The organism is Sorangium sp. So ce406, from assembly GCF_051474675.1.
Lineage (GTDB): Bacteria > Myxococcota_A > Polyangia > Polyangiales > Polyangiaceae > Sorangium > Sorangium cellulosum_G.
Genome location: NZ_CP150340.1, coordinates 12,077,673 through 12,095,846, shown reverse-complemented (window position 1 = coordinate 12,095,846; position 18,174 = coordinate 12,077,673). Strand labels below are relative to the sequence as shown.

Sequence of the window (18,174 nt, the reverse complement as noted above, 5' to 3'; positions counted from 1 at the left end):
CGCGAACGCCGGGCACGATACGAGAGCCCCATCGAAGCTTTCCGGGATGGGCCTCTCGGCGCCCGGGATGGGGTCTGCACGGCGGTATTGCGACAGGCGTGCCACCCGAAACCGCGGAGACCGCTCGGCCCCGCGAGACAAATCGCCTCGATCGTGGCCCGCGAGCACGTGCGGGCGAGCGCGGCGGACATCGCCGCGACAGACCACAACGCGACGCATCATGGTTCCGCGGCCACGGCCGCATCGACCTGGAGTCTGCGGCGGCGGACGCTCCGGACCGAGGCGGCGAGCTCATCGGGATCTGTGGAGATCTCGGAAGAGAGGAGAGGACGGCGCGCAGGAGCGCGCGAGGGGGCGACTTGGCGCGTCGGGTCGCCTGCGCCCGCGTGGGCCCTTGTGAGACAAGGGCCCATGCCGCGCGCGAGACCGGCGTGGTGCGCGTCAGGCCCGGACGCGGCGGCCGAGCGCGAGGGAGACGACCGCCAGCACGAGGAAGACGACGAAGAGCAGCTTCGCCACCGAGGCGGCGCCCGCGGCGATGCCGCCGAAGCCGAAGATGGCAGCGATGATCGCAACGATAAAGAACGCAACACTCCAACTGAGCATGATAACCTCCTAATTGGGTGATCTGGTGTTCCAGTGCTTCCATAAAGGGATGTTGCAGCCACCGTGCCGGCAACGTCCCCTGTTCACCAACACGGCTGAGCCCACGAAGGCCCAACGCGCCAAATCGACAGCCCGCTTCGCGCGCCGCCGCGGTGCGCCCCCGGCCGGAGGAGCTGCGGCAAATCGCCTCATTCGTGACGTCGCGCGCCGCGCGGCGCCGCGTGGGGTCGGCGGACGAGCTCGGCACAACGCTTGCTCGCCCTCGTTGGCGTGCGCGCGAAGCGGAAGTCGGGGCCAACACAACCACCGAGTCGAGGCCGTGCTCGACGGAGAGCCCGGGGCAGCAGCCCCGTCTGGCCGACGGTCTCCTGCCCGGCGGGGCGCGGGCTGCGCTGGCGGGGCGCCTTGTGGCGTTCCGTCAGCTCGCCGAATATGTCGTGCTCGCCGACGCCAGCCGTGGTCCAGGTCGCCCAGGACCGCTCGCCGGTCGCTGCCCAGGCTCCTGACGGTGAACTCTGCCGACACGGAGTCCACGTCGCGAACGACCCGACCATGACGACCCCGCTCCCCACGCTCATCAGGACCCGCCGCGAGGCAATCATCGAGCGGTTCGTCGGCGAGCTGCGCAGGCGAAGCGCGGCGGTGAGAGACATGCCGAAGCCGCTCATCATCAACTCGCTTCCCAGCTTCCTCGATGAGGTCGCCGCCGGCCTGGAGAACGGCGCGACGACGCGCGGCGGCGACGAGGCGGCGCGCGAGCACGGAGAGGTGCGCTGGGAGGAAGGGTTCGACCTGGACGTGATGGTCCGCGAGTACGGCGTCCTCCGTCGCTCGATCCTCCGAGAAATCCATGATGCGGGGGTCACGCCGACGCTGGGTGATCTGGAGGCGCTCTTCGAGCGCGTGGACGCGGGCATCGCCCGGGCGGTCACGGAGCACACCCGCCTGCAGGTGGCGGCGCTCGAGGCCGAGCGAAAGCGCGTCGAGCTCGAGCGAGGCAGGAGCGGCTCGCTGCTCGCGCAGGCGCCCGCGCCGATCTGCCTGCTCAAGGGCGCCGATCTCGTGTTCGAGCTCGCGAACCCGCTCTTCTGTCAGATGGTCGGCCGCGACGACCTCCTCGGCAAGCCGCTCGTCAAGGCGGTGCCTGAGCTCCGCGGGCAGGTGCTGCACGCGCAGCTCGAGGGGGTCATGACGACCGGCAACCCGAGCGTGGCGAACGAGATCCCGGTGCGGATCGCGCACTGGACCGGCGAGCTGGTGGAGCGGCTGTACAACGTCCTGTGCAAGCCGGTGCGCGACGTGAGCGGCGCCGTGGAGGGCGTCATGGTGACGGCCTTCGAGGTGACCGAGCAGATCGGCGCGCGGCGCAAGGCGGAGCGCCTCGCGCTCGAGCTCCAGCAGAGCGTCGCGCAGCGCCTGCGCGCGGAGCAGGCGCTCCGCGTGAACGAGGAGCGCTTCCGCAAGGCGCTCCGGGGGTCGCCGGTCATGGTGTTCAACCAGGATCGGGAGCTCCGCTACACGTGGATGCACAACTCCTTCGGAAAGTCGGAGCGCGAGGTGCTCGGCAAGACCGACGCGGAGGTGCTGGAGGATCCGGAGGCGGCGCGATCGCTCGACCGGGTGAAGCGCGAGGTGCTCACCAGCGGGGTCGGCCAGCGGCGCGAGATCGCCCTGCACGTCGGCGGCCGCACGCAGTACCTCGACATCTCGATCGAGCCGCTGAGCGACGACGCGGGCGAGATCGTCGGCATCACCTGCACGGCCACGGACATCACGGAGCGGAAGTCGATCGAGCAGGCGCTCCGGGCGAGCGAGGCGAGGTTCCGCACCGTGCAGGAGGCGTCTCCGGACGGGTTCATGATCCTGCGCAGCGTGCGGGACGCGTCCGGGGCGATCTCCGATTTCGAGTGGGTCTACGTGAACCCGGCCACCGGGCCGATCGTGGGCGGCCGGGGCAAGGACCTCGAGGGCAAGCGGCTGTCGGTGGAGATGCCAGGGAGCACCCTCGCGAGCGCCTTCGGCACGTACGCGCGTGTGGTGGAGACCGGGGAGGCCGCCCGGGTCGAGCTCTTCTGCGCGCACGAGGGCGCCCCGCAGACGTTCCGGGCCATCGCGGTCGCGCTGGGCGACGGCGTGGGCATCTCGTTCCACGACATCACCGAGCAGAAGCGCACCGAGGCCGAGCGCGCCCAGCTCCTCGAGCAGGAGCAGCGCGCGCGCCAGCACGCCGAGCAGCTGAACCGACTCAAGGACGAGTTCCTCGCGACGGTGTCGCACGAGCTCAGGACGCCGCTCCAGTCGATCCTGGGCTGGGCGCGGATCCTCCGGACGGGCGAGGTGGACGCCGAGTCGCTCGAGCGGGGGCTCGCCACGATCGAGCGCAACGCGAAGTCGCAGTCGCAGCTCATCGAGGACATCCTCGACGCGTCGACGATCATCGCGGGGAAGCTGCAGCTCCGGACCGATCCGGTCGACGTGCGGCAGGTGCTCGCCACCGCGCTGGATCTGGTGCGCCCGACGGCGCTGGCGAAGGGGGTCACGGTCAACGCGTGGGTCGTCGACGACGTGGGCATCTTCCTCGGCGACGCCGATCGGCTCCAGCAGATCGTGTGGAATCTGCTCACGAACGCGGTGAAGTTCACGCCCTCGGGCGGCCAGGTCCGGGTGGGCGCCCGGCGGGTCGACGCGATGCTCGAGGTCGAGGTCGAGGACAACGGCGAGGGCATCCCGAAGAGCTTTTTGCCGTTCCTGTTCGAGCGGTTCCGTCAGGCGGACGGCGGGATGACGCGGGCGCACGGCGGGCTGGGGCTCGGCCTCGCGATCGTGCGGCACCTGGCGGAGGCGCAGGGCGGAACGGTGCACGCCGAGAGCGACGGCGAGGGCAAGGGCGCGCGCTTCCGGATCCGGCTCCCGATCCGTGCCGAGACGCACCAGGCGCTGCCGTCGCCGCAGCGCCGGGGGAGCGATGCGCCGGGGGGCTCCGCGCGCCGCCTGCTCGAGGGCATCCGCGTGCTCGTGGTCGATGACGAGACCGACGCCCGCGAGCTGCTCGGCATCATCTTCGTGCGCTCCGGCGCGACGGTGCGCGAGGCCGCCTCGGCCGGCTCGGCGCTCGAGGCGCTCCGCGAGGGGGAGTTCGACGTGCTGGTGAGCGACATCGGCATGCCGGGCGAGGACGGTTACGCGATGATGCGGCGCCTGCGCGCGCTGGGGACCGAGGTGCCCGCGAGCGGCATACCGGCACTCGCGCTCACCGCGTACACGCGCATGGAGGATCGCCGCCAGGCGATCGCCGCCGGCTTCCAGATGCACCTTGCAAAGCCCATCGAGCCGAACAGCCTGGTCACGGCGGTGGCGCACCTCGTCGGCCGCGCGGGCAACCGCGGGAGCTGGCCGTAAGATCCCGGCGCCCGGAGGGGCGCGAACACCCCGCGTTCCGCGCGCGCGCCCTCGCCGGGTGCGGACGCAACGCGCCGCGCCGGGGGCTGTCCGGAGCACCCGCGGCTACCTCGCCGCCGCTCGCCTCACTCGGCGCTTCCCGGCGCCGCTGACCCACGGTAACGTCGACGTGACCGGAACGGGCCGCGGTCGGAACGGAGCTCTCGGGAAACCCGAGTGAGCCGCGGCCCGGCTCCGTATGCAGCAGGCCGTATGCGGTGTCTCCGTCCCGGAAACAAGTGAGCCGGCCTCCAGCTCCATCGCCATCGCCCTGCGTAACGTGCAGCGTAGCTGTCGTATGCTATCGACGGGCCAGCGTTTTGCTCCTGAGCGAGGACGAGGATGGACGGTAAAATCCTGAATATTATCCTGGTCGAGGACGACACCGTCGACGTGATGAACGTCCGGAGGGCGTTCGAGAGGGGCAAGATCACGAACCCGCTCTGGGTGGCCGGCGATGGGGTCGAGGGGCTCGATCTGCTGCGTAGCACCCAGGTCCCCAGGGACCGGCGCCTCGTCCTGCTCGACCTGAACATGCCCAGGATGAACGGCATCGAGTTTCTCCGGGAGCTCCGGTCCGACGCCTCGCTGAGGGCGACGCCCGTGGTCGTGCTGACGACGTCGAACGACGATCGCGACAAGGTGGACGCGTACGACCTGAACGTCGCCGGGTACCTGCTCAAGCCGGTGACTTTCCTGAGCTTCGTCGAGCTGATGACGGCACTGAACCGGTACTGGACTCTCGTGGAGATGCCTTGAGCCATAGGTCGGTTCGTCTCCTGGTCGTCGACGACGACACGGTCGACCGGATCGCGATCCTGCGAGCGCTGCGGAGCGGCCGCGTCGACGCGGAGATCAGGGAGGCCGATTCGGTCGATTCTGCGCTCGCGGTGCTGTACGAGCAGCAGATCGACTGTGTGCTGCTCGATTTTTACCTGCCGGGGGGCGACGGGCTCGCGGTGATCGAGGCGGCGCGCAAGGCGAAGCTCACGGCGCCGTTCATCATGCTGACCGGGCAGGGCGACGAGTCGCTGGCCGTCGATCTGATGAAGCGGGGCGCGGCCGACTACGTGCCGAAGAACCTGCTGACGCCCGAGCGGCTGGTGCAGAGCCTGCGCTACGTGCTCCGGCTGAACGAGGCGGAGCGCCGCGAGGACGAGGCGCGCAGGGCGCTCGCTCGCCACGCGAACCAGCTCGCGCAGCTCACCGAGGCGACGCTGCGCATCCACAGGTCGCTCTCGCTGAACGAGCTGATCCAGCGCACCACGGACGAGGCGCGCGCGCTGCTCGACGCGAACGTGGCGGTCTCGCGCCTTGCCGCGCGGGGCGTGACGCAGCGATCGATGACGGGCGTCTCGCTCTCGGAGGAGTACGCCGCGCGGGAGGACCGCGACGGCATCCGCGAGATCGCGTTCGGGCTGATCGAGCGGCGGAGCGCGAGCGTCCGGCTGACGGACGAGGAGATCGCGAGCGACCCCACGTGCGCCGACGTGCTCTCGCACGCGCCGTCGGAGCTGCACCCGCGCTCGCTGCTCGCGGCGCCGCTGCGCGGGCGGGACGGCCAGTGCATCGGGAGCATCCAGCTCCTCGATCGGCGCGACGGTCCGTTCGTGGAGAGCGACGAGGTGCTGCTCACGCAGCTCGCGCAGTCGGCGTCCGTCGCCCTCGAGAACGCGCGGCTGTACAACGAGGCGCAGGCCGCGACGCGCGCGCGGGACGATCTCCTGGCGATCGTGTCGCACGATCTCCGGAACCCGCTCAACACGATCGCGATCACGGCGTCGCTGCTGCGCAGCGATCTGCTCCAGCGGAAGGACGGCGAGGAGGACGACGCCGTGCAGCTCGTCGATCGGATGGACCGCGGGATCCAGCGCATGACGCGGCTGATCGAGGATCTGCTCGATGCGTCGCGCATCGAGGCGGGGCGGCTCGTGGTGTCGCCGCGGGTGGAGCGGGGCGGGGCGCTCGTGCGCGAGGCGCTCGAGGCCGCCGCGTCGCTCGCGGAGGCGAAGGGCTGCCGGGTGACGCAGGGGCCGCTCGACGCGGGCCTGGAGGTCCTCGCCGACCGCGATCGCGTGCTGCAGGTCTTCTCGAACCTGCTCGGCAACGCGCTGAAGTTCACGCCGAAGGGCGGGATCGTGAGCGTGTCGCTCTGCCGGGTGGCCGATCTGGCGCGCTTCTCGGTGGCGGACACGGGCCCGGGCATCCCGCCCGAGCATCAGCCGCACCTGTTCGATCGCTACTGGAAGGCGTCGCAGGAGTCGCGCACCGGCGCAGGGCTCGGCCTGTACATCGCGCGCGGCATCGTCGAGGCGCACCACGGGACCGTGGCGGTCGAGAGCACCCCGGGACACGGGACGACGATCCACTTCACGCTGCCGCTGGCGAGCTGACAGGGCGGCGGCGCCGGGGGGGGAGCGCGCCGGGAGCGGCGCGAGGCGCACGGCTGCGGGCGGAGCGGGCTCGGCCGGGGGGAACGGGCGGCCGGACGCGGCAGCTCGGCAGACGGCGCTGGAGCTGCGGTGCTCGGCTGCGTGGCGCGCGTCGAGGCACGCCTTGCGCGCGACGTACGCGTGAGCCCAAAGCAGGTGCGCAGAACCGCTCGTCAAGAGCTCGCGAATCCGGGTTGGAGCGCGAGGTACAGTCAGCGGCTGCGGAGACTCGATGTGTGAGGAGAAGGAGCGAGGCGGGCTCCTTGTCTCCCTCGTGCGCTGGTCAGAGTCTCGATCGATCCAGAGAAGACAGTGCGAAGGGGGGGACTTGAACCCCCACGGTGTTACCCGCTAGCACCTCAAGCTAGTGCGTCTGCCAATTCCGCCACCTTCGCGAGCGCGTTTGTGGGACGGAACCTACCCAGCCGGCCAGGGAAGTCAAGCTAATCCTCTCGACCTCGTGACACGGCGGTGCTTCAGCGGACGAGCGCCTCCACGATCTCGCGGATCTCGAACGGCTTGCGCACCCACGACACGCCGCTGTTGGCCGGCAGGGGCGCCGCGCCGGCGCTGCCGGACATGACCACGAGCCGCACGTCAGGGTTGGCGCTGCGCACGGCGGAGACGGTGCCGAGGACGTCCTGCTCGATCGGCGAGATGTCGAGCAGCGCAGCCTGGAACGGCCCGGAGGCGAGCGCCCCCGGGAGCTCGACCGCGCTCTGGACGCTGACGATGCTCGCGCCGCGCGCGGTGAGCGCGGTGTCGAGCAGGTCCACCACCGCGTCGTCGTCCTCGACCACCAGGATCCTGATGCCGTCGAGCACCGCGCCGGAGACCGGTGACGTCGTGCTCCGCGGCGCCGGCGGCACATCGTCGACCTCCGCGTCGAACAGCGCGCTGTCCGCCCGCGGAGAGGCCTCGATGGGCCAGCGCAGCTCGAAGCGGGCGCCCTCGTCCGACGGGACGAGCGCGAGGGCGCCGCCCGCTTCGCTGGCCAGCGCGGCGGAGTGGCGAAGGCCGATGCCCGCGCCGCCCGGGCGCGTCGAGACGCCGGAGCTGAGCAGCGTCGCGCGGCGCGACGGCGGGACCCCGGGCCCCTGGTCGGCGACGCCGACGATCACCGCGCCGCCTTCGAGCCTCGCGTCCACGCGCACCGCAGCGCCGCGCGGCGAGAGCGCCACGGCGTTGAGCAGCAGGTTCGTCAAGATCTGCACCACCGCGGCGCCGCTGCGCACGGAGATCCGCGCGACCGCGGGATCGAGCTCCGCGCGAAGCGCGATCGCCGAGCGGCGCGCCTCGGGGACGAGCCCGGTCACGGCGTCGTCGATGACGTCGCCGAGCGAGCGCGCCGGCTCCCCCATCGGCCTCGACGCGACCTCGCCGTCCTCGGCCGGACGCCCCTCCGCGTCGGCGCCGATCGCCCGCCGGATCAGGCGGCGAGCGTCGCGCGCGCGGGACGCAGCGACGCCGAGCGCACGGCTCAGCTCGGAGCCTTGCTCGCCCTGGGCCCGCTCGATGCAGCCCACGATGACCGTGAGCGCATTGGAGACCTCATGCAGCGCGACCGCGAGCTCCTGCGCTGACGGGAGCGAGGCCTCGCCCGCGCGCCCCAGATCGGGGCGCTGCCCCGGATCGCCTCGCAGAGGAGGCGCGAGCGTCAGGCCATCCTCTGTTGAAGGCTCCGATGTCCCACCGCGCGTCGGCTGCGCCACGGGCGCTAGCCTATCTCGCTCCGCGCTGGGCTGGTACCGCCCTTTTTCGCTCCGACTTCACCGGGACGTCGACGGGGGGAGCGGCAGGACGTAGGAGCCGTCGGGCGCCGACCGGGTCTCGCCGATCTGGATGACCCTCGTCGCCGTCCCCGGCGCGGCATCGCTCTGGACCGGGAGCCAGGCCACGACCGTCGCGTCGCCGAGCCGGGCGCCCGACTCGTCGCGGACGACGCCCTGGAGGACGGCCGGGTACGGCATGGTGAGATCCAGCTCGGTGACCGCGGCGTCGGCCGCGGAGACCGCGAGGCGCGGCCTCACGAGCCACGGGTAGGCAGAGCCCGGCGTCGGCCGGACCGAGAAGTCGAACTCCCCCGGGTCGGCGCCGAGGGAGAACGCGCCGTTGCGCAGGACCCCGGACGCCTGCCGGGGGAGCAGCGGCTCGGGCCTCAGCACCTGGCCGAGGTAGGTCTTGACCTCGCCGGGCGAGGGGACCGCGAACACGCCCGCGCCGTCCATCAGCTCGCCCGCAGGGCCCAGGAGGCGCCCGCGCAGCGTCCCGGCCTCCGGGATGATGACCGACTGGCCGCAGTAGCAGTCGTCGCCGGCCGGGAACTTGAGCGCCTGCATGGCCTTCGCCTTGGTGGTGTCGTTGATCGGCTGCGCGAAGATGACGTACTCGCCAGGCGGGAGGTCGGCCCGGAAGAGGCCATTCGCGTCCGTCTCGGTGTCCAGCCTGTAGGCGGCGGTCGGCGCGCGCTCGATGTCGGCGCTCTGGATGCGAATGGCGGAGAGCACCGGGTTACCGTCCACGTCCTCCGTTCGCCCTTCCACCCGGCGCGCCGCCGCGTCGAGCTGGAGGAGCGAGAGGTCCAGGTTCCCCGTGGACCCCTGGAGCGCGATCGAGGCGAGCTCCCAGTAGACCGTCGGCCGCGGCTCGCCATCCCTCGGACGCAGGCGGACGAGGGGGCTCTTTTTCTGGTCGGCCCAGTAGAACTTCACGCTGAAGGCGACCTGCGTCGCCGTCCCCGGCTCGCCGGGCTCGGGTTCCTCGAGCCGGTCGACCTGGGAGATGACGCTGCCGGTGAGCGGGTCGACGAGATCGAGCCTCCACCCGTCGACGCGCACGCCCCCCGGCACCTGCAGGCTGCCTTGAAGCACGGCAGGCGGCTCGGCGGTGACGCCGAGCTTCCACACCTCGGGGATCGACTGGTTCGGCAGGAAGATCGGCGGGGGGATGTCGTCGCTGCAGCTGCCGTACGCCTGCGGGACCAAGTAGATGTGGTAGTCGCCGGTGGGGATCGCGAGCTGGAACGTCTGGCCGCCGGAGCCGTCCGGCTCCGAGAACGTCGAGTAGGTCTGCGCCGGCAGGCCGAGGACGGGCGCGATGCGCCGGAGCTCGACCCGCACGGGAAACTGCCCGCCGGCGATGTCTCCGCAGTAGGAGCCGCCGATGCGCAGCGTTGCATCCACGCGCGCGGGCGCGGGGATGTTGAGATCCAGGCGACGCACCTGCCCGCCGGCGTCGTGCGGGGGGAAGGCGCCGCCCGCGTCGATGTCGAGAAGGTGAGAGACCTCGACGCCGAGCTCGTGCGAGGGGCGCGGCCGGACCTCCAGGACAAGCCCGTCGAGGTGCGCGCTGGTCGAGACGCACGCGCGCTGCCCGTCGAGCGCCGCGCACGTGGCCCCCACGCCGCAGTCGCCCGAGGTGTCGCAGGCGTTCGTGGGGCCAGCTTCGCTCATCTCGAGGGGAATGCTGCAGGCCACCGCCCCCGGCAGGCAGGCGAGCAGCGCAGCGCGCAGGATCCGAGCGGATGAACGAAACACGCGGTGCCCGAACGGGTCCGCACCCGAGCAGGCGCAGGAAAAAATCACGGTGGAGAGAGAAGGCGATGTTCGTGCCAACCTGCCGCCGGGGTTCCGGGCAGCGCGCGGCGTGCATCCTGTCGGCAGCGCGCCCTGCAGGCCGCGGCAGGGCCGTGACAGCGGTGTCGCGTCGCGTCCGGCGCAGCGATGCGGCCAGGCCGCAATCAGCGCGCCAGGGCGAAGCGCGGGCGTGTACACCGTGGGCCCAGGTAAGACGGGATGCGACATGCCCGCTGTCGGCGCCCCGGGGGGCGCGGGGCGCGGGAGAGGGCGCGGCGCGACCGACGTCGGCACGGCGGCGTCAGCGCTTACGTGCCTGCACGGAAGCGCGAGCTCCCCATGTCGACCCGCCGGAGTGAGGGCACCGTGCCGGGCTGCCATCGCGCTTCGGCGTACTCCATCCGCGTCGCGAGGCGTACGAGATCGGCGATCTCGGGGTGCGCCGCGCACGCGGCGGCGAGCCCCTCGGGCCTGGACAGGGGGACGGCGAGTTCCAGGCCTCGCTCCTTGATGGTCGCGCGCACCGCCGTGGCGATGCTGCCCGCGGCGAAGAGGCCGGCGCGGCGCATCGCGGTGCGGGTCGTCTTGATCGCGCCCTCGTAGGTCATCTTGTTGGCGCTGTCGCAGATCTCGCGGAGGCGACGCTCGGCGCGCGGCGGGATGAGCTGCCAGAGGTTCTGCTCGAGCCGCACCACGGCGGGGTTGCCGCGGGAGCTCTGCGTGGTGGCCTCCAGCGGGCCGAACGCGGCGACGATGGCGGAGAGGAGCGTGCGGAGCTCATCCTCGGTGCTGGTGTTCGCGAGGACGTGCTCGGGCATGGCCCCGGCCAGGTGGGCGCCGAGCAAGTAACGCAGCTCGGGGGTGTCCTCGCGGACCTCGCCCCGCAACAGCACCGCCGGCGGGTTGACCCGGACGACCTGGCCCTCCGGCGACGATGGAGCCGGCGACGAGGCGCGCTGGTGGTAGAGCGCGGTGCGCAGGAGGCCCAGATGGCCGGCCACGACGCCGTAGAGCTCTCCGAGGAGCGTGGGCGACGTCGGCTGGACCCGCTCGGAGGCGACGAGCCCGGACTGGCCTGCGTCGCGGCGGTAGAGGCCGGTCTCCCAGACGATCGCGAGCGCCTCGTTGACCGGCGACTCCAGGTCGCGGAAGAGCAGGGCGCTCACGAGCTCCGGCGCGTCGCGCTGCGCGGCGAGGAGCGGCGGCGCGATGAAGCCCTCGCCGCGCCGCTCGGCCGGCTCGTCGCCCTCGAAGGCGCGCAGCACGTGCTCGATGGCGCGGGCGTAGGTCATGTTCTTGTCGGCGATCGCGGCCGCCTGGAGGCGCTCGAGGGTGCCCCGGTCGCCGAGCCGCAGGTGGGCCTGCATCCGGCGTACGGCCAGCGCCTCACGGGAGCGATCGTCGCGCGGGGCGAAGCTCTTCATGAGCCGCTCGCCAGCCTCGTACGAGCCCGCCGCGAGCTCGCGGAACAGCGCGGCCTCCTCGAAGCTCTCGGCCGCGGACGGCGGCCACGCGGTCAGGAGCCGCGTCGCCGAGGAGGGCGGCTGGGCCGACGTCGGCGCAGACACCGGGGGCGCGGTGAGCTGCGCGCCGGCGCTGGAGCGGCCCGATGGCGCGCCGGCGCGCGCGGCGCTGCTCTCCGCGGCGCCCAGTGCAGCGCCGACGGCCGGCGCCCGCGAGGGCTCGGCGACCGCCGGGCCATCGAGCAGGTCGTCGTCGGACAGCGCGGGCGCGACGGCCCCTGCTGCGTCGGCGGCGATGAGCGACTCGTCCAGCGGGTCGTTGAGCTCGACGAGGTCGATGTGCTGACCGCTGGAGGCCGGCGCGCTGCCGCTCGCTGGCGCGCGGGTGCTCGCGGGCGCGCTCGTCGACGGCGCGCGGGTGCTCGCGGGCGCGCTCGTCGACGGCGCGCGGGTGCTCGCGGGCGCGCTCGTCGACGGCGCGCGGGTGCTCGCAGGCGCGCTCGTCGACGGCGCGCGGGTGCTCGCAGGCGCGCTCGTCGACGGCGCGCGGGTGCTCGCGGGCGCGGCGCCGCCCACCGCCGATGAGGCGCCGGGCGACGCCTCGGGGGCCGCCTGGAGCGGCTCCGCGACGATGACCCGGACCTGGGTGGGGTGGAGCACCTCCTCCGGCGGCAGGGTCGCCCGCTCGCTGGCGAGCTCGGCGTTCAGCTCGGCGATCTTCAGCCCCAGCGCGCGATCCGAGCCCGCGAGCACCGTGGCCTGCGCGAGGATCTGCGCCGCGCGATCCGGATCGCTCGATGCGTGCAGGCGCGCGAGCTGCATCAGCGCGCGGGCGCGGTCGATGCCCGAGCTCTGCGCGACCAGCTCCTCGAGCGCCCGCCGCGCGGCCTCGGGCTCGCCCCGGGCCGCCGTGAGCTCGAGCTGGCGGCGCAGCGCCAGCGCGCGCGTCTCCGGCTCCGCCGCGGCCTCCTCGAGCAGGCGCGCTGCCACCTCGAGGTCGCCGGCGTTCTGCGCCGTCTCCGCGGCGGCGAGCGCGACGCGCCCGCGCGCGCGCATGCCCTGGAGATCGCCGCCAAGCGCGCGCTCGAACAGCGGGAGCGCGGCCGAGAAATTCCGCTTCAGCGCCAGGCGCTCCGCCATGCCGAGCGCGACCAGCGTGCTCGGACCGACCTCGGCGTGGCGCCGGGTCAGCTCGCGCATGCCCGCGCCGTGGCCCTGGATGACGTCGAGCGTCTCGGCGAGCAGGAATGCGTGCAGATCGACGTGCGCCGGGCGCAGGCGCGGCGCGATACGACCGAGCTCCTCGACGGCGGCCTGCGCGTCGCGCGGCGTCCCGGTCCCGCGCAGGCGATACTCGATGCGGCGCGCCTCGAGGACGGCGTCGGGCGAGTCGGGCGCGAGCTTCACGGCGCGGCGAGCGCGCTCGAGGGCCGTGACGTCGTCGCCGAGCATCGAGGTGGCGCGCGCCGCCTCGACGAGGAGCTGCGCGCGCCGCTCGGGCGCGTCGCGCGACGCGCTGGCGAGCTGATCGAGCGCCGCGGCGAGCGCGTGGCCGTCGCCCTCCCGGCGGGCGATCTCGACGCGCAGCTCGATCACGGCCTCGCGCGGCGCGATGCGCGCGACGCTCTCCAGGGTGTCCTTCGCGGACTCGACGTCCCCGCCGCCGAGGTAGCTGCTGCACGCGCGGAGGCTGTACTCGGCCCGCTCGTCGGTGGTGGTCGCGAGATCGCCCAGCCTGCACCAGAGCGGGGCCGCGCGGAGCGGCGTCCCGAGGCGCTCGTGGATGTCGGCGAGGAACCGCAGCGCGCTCACGTCGTCCGGCGACGCCGCGAGCAGGGCCTCCAGCTCGGCGCACGCCTCGTCGAGCAGGCCGAGGCGCTGCTCGAGCAGCGCAGCGCGCCGCAGGCGCAGCGCGCGCCGCGTGTCCGGCAGCGGCGCCGCCTCGATGCGGCGCGCGAGCAGGGCCGCGACCGCCGCGTGGTCGCCGCGGTCGCTCGCGTCCTGCTCGACGACCTCGAGGGCGTGAAGGTCGGCCGGATCGAGGCGGGCGATCGCCTCGTAGAGCGCCACAGCGGCGCCGCGATCGCCGAGCTCCTGGGCCAGCGGCGCGAGCTCGCGCAGCACGAGCAGCCGCTCCTCGTCGCCGGCGGAGGCGCCCTGGAGGCGCATGAGCACGTCGAAGAGCAGCCGGCGATCGTCGGCGCGCCGCGCGAGCCGGATGAGCTCGTCGAGGTGCGCCTTGTCGAACGGGGTCTTCTGCGCGGCGTCGAGGAGGAGCTCCAGCGCGCCGTGGAGATCGCCGCCGGTCGCGAGGATGCCCGCGAGCTCGCGCGTCATCTCGAGCCGGACGGCGTCCGGCAGGTCCGCGCGCGCGAGCTCGGCCTGCACGAGCGCCTCGAGATCGCCGCTGCGCGCCTCGGCCGCGTACAGCCGCCGGAGCCGGGCGACGACCTCGGTGCGCGTGTCGCCCTGGAGCTGTCCGCCGGTGAGCGCCCGCTCCAGGGCGACCATGGCCTCCGCGCGCTGGCCCTCGCGCTCGTGCTTGTCGGCGAGGTGGAGCAGCGCCTCGAGGCGCCGCGCGACCGGCAGGGCGTCGTCCAGCGATCGCTTCAGCGCCTCGTCGCCGCTCGCCTCGACCGCCGCCTCCGCCTGGTACGCGAGCGCGTCGTCCTCGGGGGCGCGGCGGGCCGCCTCGACCAGCAGCGCCGCCGCGACGGGCGGCACGTTGAGCGCGCCCGCGAGCTTGCTCGCCCACCGGAGCAGGCCAGGGCCGACGCTCGAGTGCGGCTTCATCGCGGCGGCATACACCGCCGCGATGAGGTGCGACGCCGGCTCGGTATGTCGCGCGAGCTCGCCGACGATGTCGAGGAGCGTCAGGAACTCGTCCACGTCGCCGTCGGCGAGCATCGCGCGCTCGATCGCGGCGAGCGCGAGCGCCGGCGAGTCGAGGACCTCGACCGCGATGCGCGCCATCGCGAGCCCCGCGCGAGCCCCGTCGGGGCCCTCGAGCTTCGCGATGCTGGCCTTGACCGCGCGGTCGAAGCGGATGGCCTCGACCTCCGGCTGCCCGGTGCACGCGACGAGCTCGCGGATGGCCGCGCCGACGTCGTCGACGATCGCCGGGTCCGGGCGCACGACCATCGCGCGGAGCAGGATGTCGAGGCGCAGCCGGAGGCCCTCCTCCGTGCGGCCGGTGAGGGCCGCGGCGCGCTTCAGCCACGCGTTGCGCGACGCCGGGTCGGCCGCCGCCGCGACCCGCTCGAGGGCGCGCACGGCCTCCGACGGCTCGTCGGCGTGCTCGGCGAGCCGCGCGAGCAGCACGTACGACGTCCCCTCGGTGGGCACCGCCTCGAAGCTGGCCACCGCGTGCGCGAGCGCGAGCTCGAAGGCGCCGCGCCGCTCCAGCTGCCGCGCCGCTCGGTAGTGGGCGGCGCGGCGGCCGTAGCAGCCCAGGGCCGCGTCGGCGAGCAGCCGGTACGTCTTGTCGAGGACGGCGACGCCGCCGTCAGCGTCCGCCGATTTCTCGACGAGCGCCACGGCGTCGGCGCGGAGAGGGTCGAGCTCGATCGCGCTCGCCGCCGCGGCGAGCGCCCGCTCGGGCAGGCCGTGCTCGTGCGCGAGGTTCGCGGCCTCGATCAGCAGGTTGGCGCGCCTCCTGCGCTCGGGCCCGACGTCGCCCGACCACCTGCCCTCCGCCGCGGCGGGCTGCGCTCCGCCGTCACCCCGCACCTCGGCGGCGCGGACGACGAGCGCATCGATCGCCGCCTCGACGCCGGCGAACTCGCACATGTCCCGCGCGTAGCGCTCGGTCCCGCCGCTCGGCGCGACCTCGCTCGCCCGGAAGAAGGCCCGCTCGGCGCCTCGATGGTCCTCGGCGAGGTCCCAGAGGAGGCTACCGACCTCGCGCCACGCGGCCGCGGCCTCCTCCGCAGCGTCGCCCCCCTGGGCGGTGAACGCCCGCGCCTTCGCCTCGGCCAGCGCGATCGCGCCGTCGGAGCTGAGCCCCTTCGCGTCGAGCAGCGACGCCTCGAGGCGCTGGATCCGCGCGAGGACCTCCTGCGCGTCGGCCTCCGCCGCGGCCGCGCGCCCGAGCTCCTGGGCGGCCCCGTCCGGGTCGCCGCCGTCGAGACGGCAGTCGGCGAGCATGAGCATGAGCTCGACAGCGTGCGACGCCGTGAGCTCGACGGCGAGCCACCGCTCCAGCACGGTCACCGCGAGGTGAGGGTCGCCGGAGCGGCGCGCGAGCTCGAGGAGCCGCTCGCGCAGAAGCGGGTTCTGCGGGCCGAAGACGTCGAGCGAGCGCCTCGCGAGCGCCGTGCCGCGCTCCGGGTCGAGATCGTAGAGCGCGTGCAGGGCGTTCGCGAGCGCGGCCGCCATCTCGCCGAGCGGCTTGGGCTGCGCCAGGATCCACGCGAGCGCGTCCGAGAGCCGGGCGGCGTCGCGCGCGACCGCGGCGCGGCGGATGAGCTCCGCGGTCGCCTGAGGGGACCCGGGCCGCAGCGCGAGCCAGCGCTGGGTCCACGCGAGGGCGAGCGGCAGCTCGCCGAGCGCCTCGAGCGCCCTCGCGAGGCCGTCGCAGAGCGCGCCGCGCGGGAACACCGTCGTGATGGAGCGCTCGATCGCCGCGGCGATGGCCCGATCGACCTCGAACGGCGGCGCCTCGCCCGCCTCGGCAGCGCGGGCGAGATCTGCCGTGAGCGTCGCGGCGAGCGTGGCCACCGCGCGGGTACACGACGGATCGGCCTCGCAGGCGAGCACCGCGACCTCGCGCGCGAGCGGGGCCGCGCCCGCGCGCGCGTAGAGCTCCGCGGCGAGCGAGAGCAGCACCGCGCGCAGCGCCGGCCAGACCGGCGCCGCGAGCTGCACGATCGCGTCGGCGCGCTCCCGCAGGCGCCCCGTCCGCGTCGCCAGCACGAGCGCAGCGCTGGCCGCGCCGCGGTGCCCCGGCGCGTCGCTGAGCAGCGGCAGCACCTCGTCGAGCGCGCGGGCGTCCTGGCCCTGCCGCCGGGCGATCGCCGACAGGAGGAGGCGGACGCGCGCCAGCTCGACCCGCGTCAACGACGACGCGCGGATCGCCTCGGATCTCGCGGAGCGCGCGCCTTCGGCCTCCGCGGGCGACGGCCGCGCTGCCTCGGCCAGCCGCCCGCGCAGCAGGGCGTCGAACGCGGCGCCTCCCCCGGTCCGGCGGCTCAGCCGATCGAGCGCCAGCAGGCAGCCGCGGTCGGTCGGCAGCGCCCGCGAGAGCCCCACGAGCGCCTCCTCGTAGGCGGCGCGCTCCTTCGGGCGGCCCCGGTAGATCACGACGAGCCGGCGGAGCGCGTCGATCCGCCCCTCGGCGGACTCCGCGCCGCGCAGCGCGCGTTGCGCCGCGGCGAGCGCCTCGTCTTGCGTCTTGAGCCGCTCCGCGATCCGCTGGAGCCCTGCCGCGGCGCGCTCCGGGTCGCCGCCAAGGCTCTTCAGCGCCTCGAACGCCCACTGCGCCAGGCCGGGGTCGCCGATCTTCTCCTCGGCGAGGCGGGCGAGCTCGGACAGCGCGTCGATCTGCCCCGCCGCGTCCTCTCTTGCCCTCGGATCCGCGCCCTCGCCGATGCGGATGAGGGCCTCGACGAGGGGCGCCATGTCGTGCAGGGTCGCCGCGTGCTCGCGCAGCGCGGAGCGCGCCACCGCGTTGCCGCAGTCGCTCGCCGCGGCCTCGATCCAGGCCTCCACCGCGCGGTCGGGGCTCGCGAGCGGGCCGGCGAAGAGCCGCGCCAGCGCCGCGTACGCCTCCGCCCGCGGCGCCCCCGCGCGCTGCTCGGCCCGGATCTCGAGCCGCGCGGCCACGAGTTCGTAGAGCCCCGCCTGCTCGAGCACCTCGTCGATCTCGACGGCGGCGTCGCCGTCGACGTCCGCGTCGAGCCCCGCGTCGAGCACGCAGCCCACGGCGCGCGCCCAGTCCCCCTCGCTCGTCGCGCCCTGGAGCCGGTGGCCGTGGACCTCCCTCGCGCGCTGCAGAGCGGAGGCCCCCGCAGCCCCGGCCGCGCCGCTTGACACCCGCGCCGCGAGCGCGTCCGCGTGCGTCCGGAGCACCTCGTCGGCGGCGCCGTGCCTGCTGCGCACGAACAGCGCCGCGGCCATGGCCTTGGCTGCCATGTCGTCGTGAGGGGCGATCTCGAAGGCGCGCAGGCGATCCTCGAACGCCGCCTCCTTCTCCCGCGCCGCTTCGCGCCGCCTGGCAGCCTCGAGGTACGCCTTCGCCGCGGCCTCGGGCAGCACCTGATCCGACGCCCAGGCGGAGATCGTGCCGAGCAGCTCGCTCGCCATCGCGTCGTCCGGGGCGAGCTCGCTGGCCTCCTCGAGGGCGTCGACCGCGCCCTCGACGTCGCTCGCGCGCGCGAGGAGCACGGCGATCTTCACCAGCAGCCGCGCCGTCGCGCCGGGCGGCTGCGTGTCGTCGCGCACGCCGCGCAGCGCCGCCGCGGCCAGGGCTGGCTCCCCCAGCCCCGCCAGCCAGCCGGCGAGCTCGCTCCTCATCGCGGCGTCGTCGCCCAGCGCGAGCGCGCGGCGCGCCAGCGCCGTGGCCTTGTCGAGCTCGACGCCGCGCGCGGCGAGGATCCTCGCGAGCGCGAGGGCCGCCTCGCGCTCGCCCTGCGCGTCGCCGGCGGCGCGGCGCTCGTCCAT

7 protein-coding genes and 1 tRNA gene are annotated in these 18,174 nt (G+C 74.2%); 3 read left to right on the top strand and 5 right to left on the bottom strand.

Going from position 1 to position 18,174, the window contains the following annotated elements:
• Positions 1–441 precede the first annotated feature (441 nt).
• On the bottom strand, positions 442–606 hold the full coding sequence (locus tag WME96_RS45415; protein ID WP_433931971.1) for a DUF1328 family protein: 165 nt from the start codon (positions 604–606) through the stop codon (positions 442–444).
• 552 nt (positions 607–1,158) lie between these two features.
• Here WME96_RS45415 and WME96_RS45410 point away from each other — a divergent pair.
• From WME96_RS45410 to WME96_RS45400, 3 genes are all read left to right on the top strand, one after another.
• Complete coding sequence (locus tag WME96_RS45410; RefSeq protein WP_437287773.1) at positions 1,159–4,005, top strand: hybrid sensor histidine kinase/response regulator; 2,847 nt, start codon at positions 1,159–1,161, stop codon at positions 4,003–4,005.
• A gap of 381 nt (positions 4,006–4,386) precedes the next feature.
• Complete coding sequence (locus tag WME96_RS45405) at positions 4,387–4,803, top strand: response regulator (protein WP_061614628.1); 417 nt, start codon at positions 4,387–4,389, stop codon at positions 4,801–4,803.
• Complete coding sequence (locus WME96_RS45400; protein WP_437287772.1) at positions 4,800–6,437, top strand: ATP-binding protein; 1,638 nt, start codon at positions 4,800–4,802, stop codon at positions 6,435–6,437. Before WME96_RS45405 ends, WME96_RS45400 begins: the two co-directional genes overlap by 4 nt.
• Positions 6,438–6,789: 352 nt before the next feature.
• On the opposite strand, the gene WME96_RS45395 is transcribed toward WME96_RS45400, so the two are convergent.
• The 4 genes from WME96_RS45395 to WME96_RS45380 all read right to left on the bottom strand — a co-directional run bounded on the left by WME96_RS45395 (position 6,790) and on the right by WME96_RS45380 (position 18,174).
• Positions 6,790–6,871: transfer RNA gene (locus WME96_RS45395), tRNA-Leu, on the bottom strand.
• A gap of 81 nt (positions 6,872–6,952) precedes the next feature.
• On the bottom strand, positions 6,953–8,188 hold the full coding sequence (locus WME96_RS45390) for an ATP-binding protein (RefSeq protein ID WP_437287771.1): 1,236 nt from the start codon (positions 8,186–8,188) through the stop codon (positions 6,953–6,955).
• 57 nt (positions 8,189–8,245) lie between these two features.
• A complete protein-coding gene (locus WME96_RS45385; protein WP_437287770.1) occupies positions 8,246–9,928 on the bottom strand; it encodes a carboxypeptidase-like regulatory domain-containing protein in 1,683 nt (560 codons plus the stop codon).
• A gap of 431 nt (positions 9,929–10,359) precedes the next feature.
• Positions 10,360–18,174, bottom strand: a complete 7,815-nt coding sequence (locus WME96_RS45380) for a hypothetical protein (protein ID WP_437287769.1) — start codon at positions 18,172–18,174, stop codon at positions 10,360–10,362.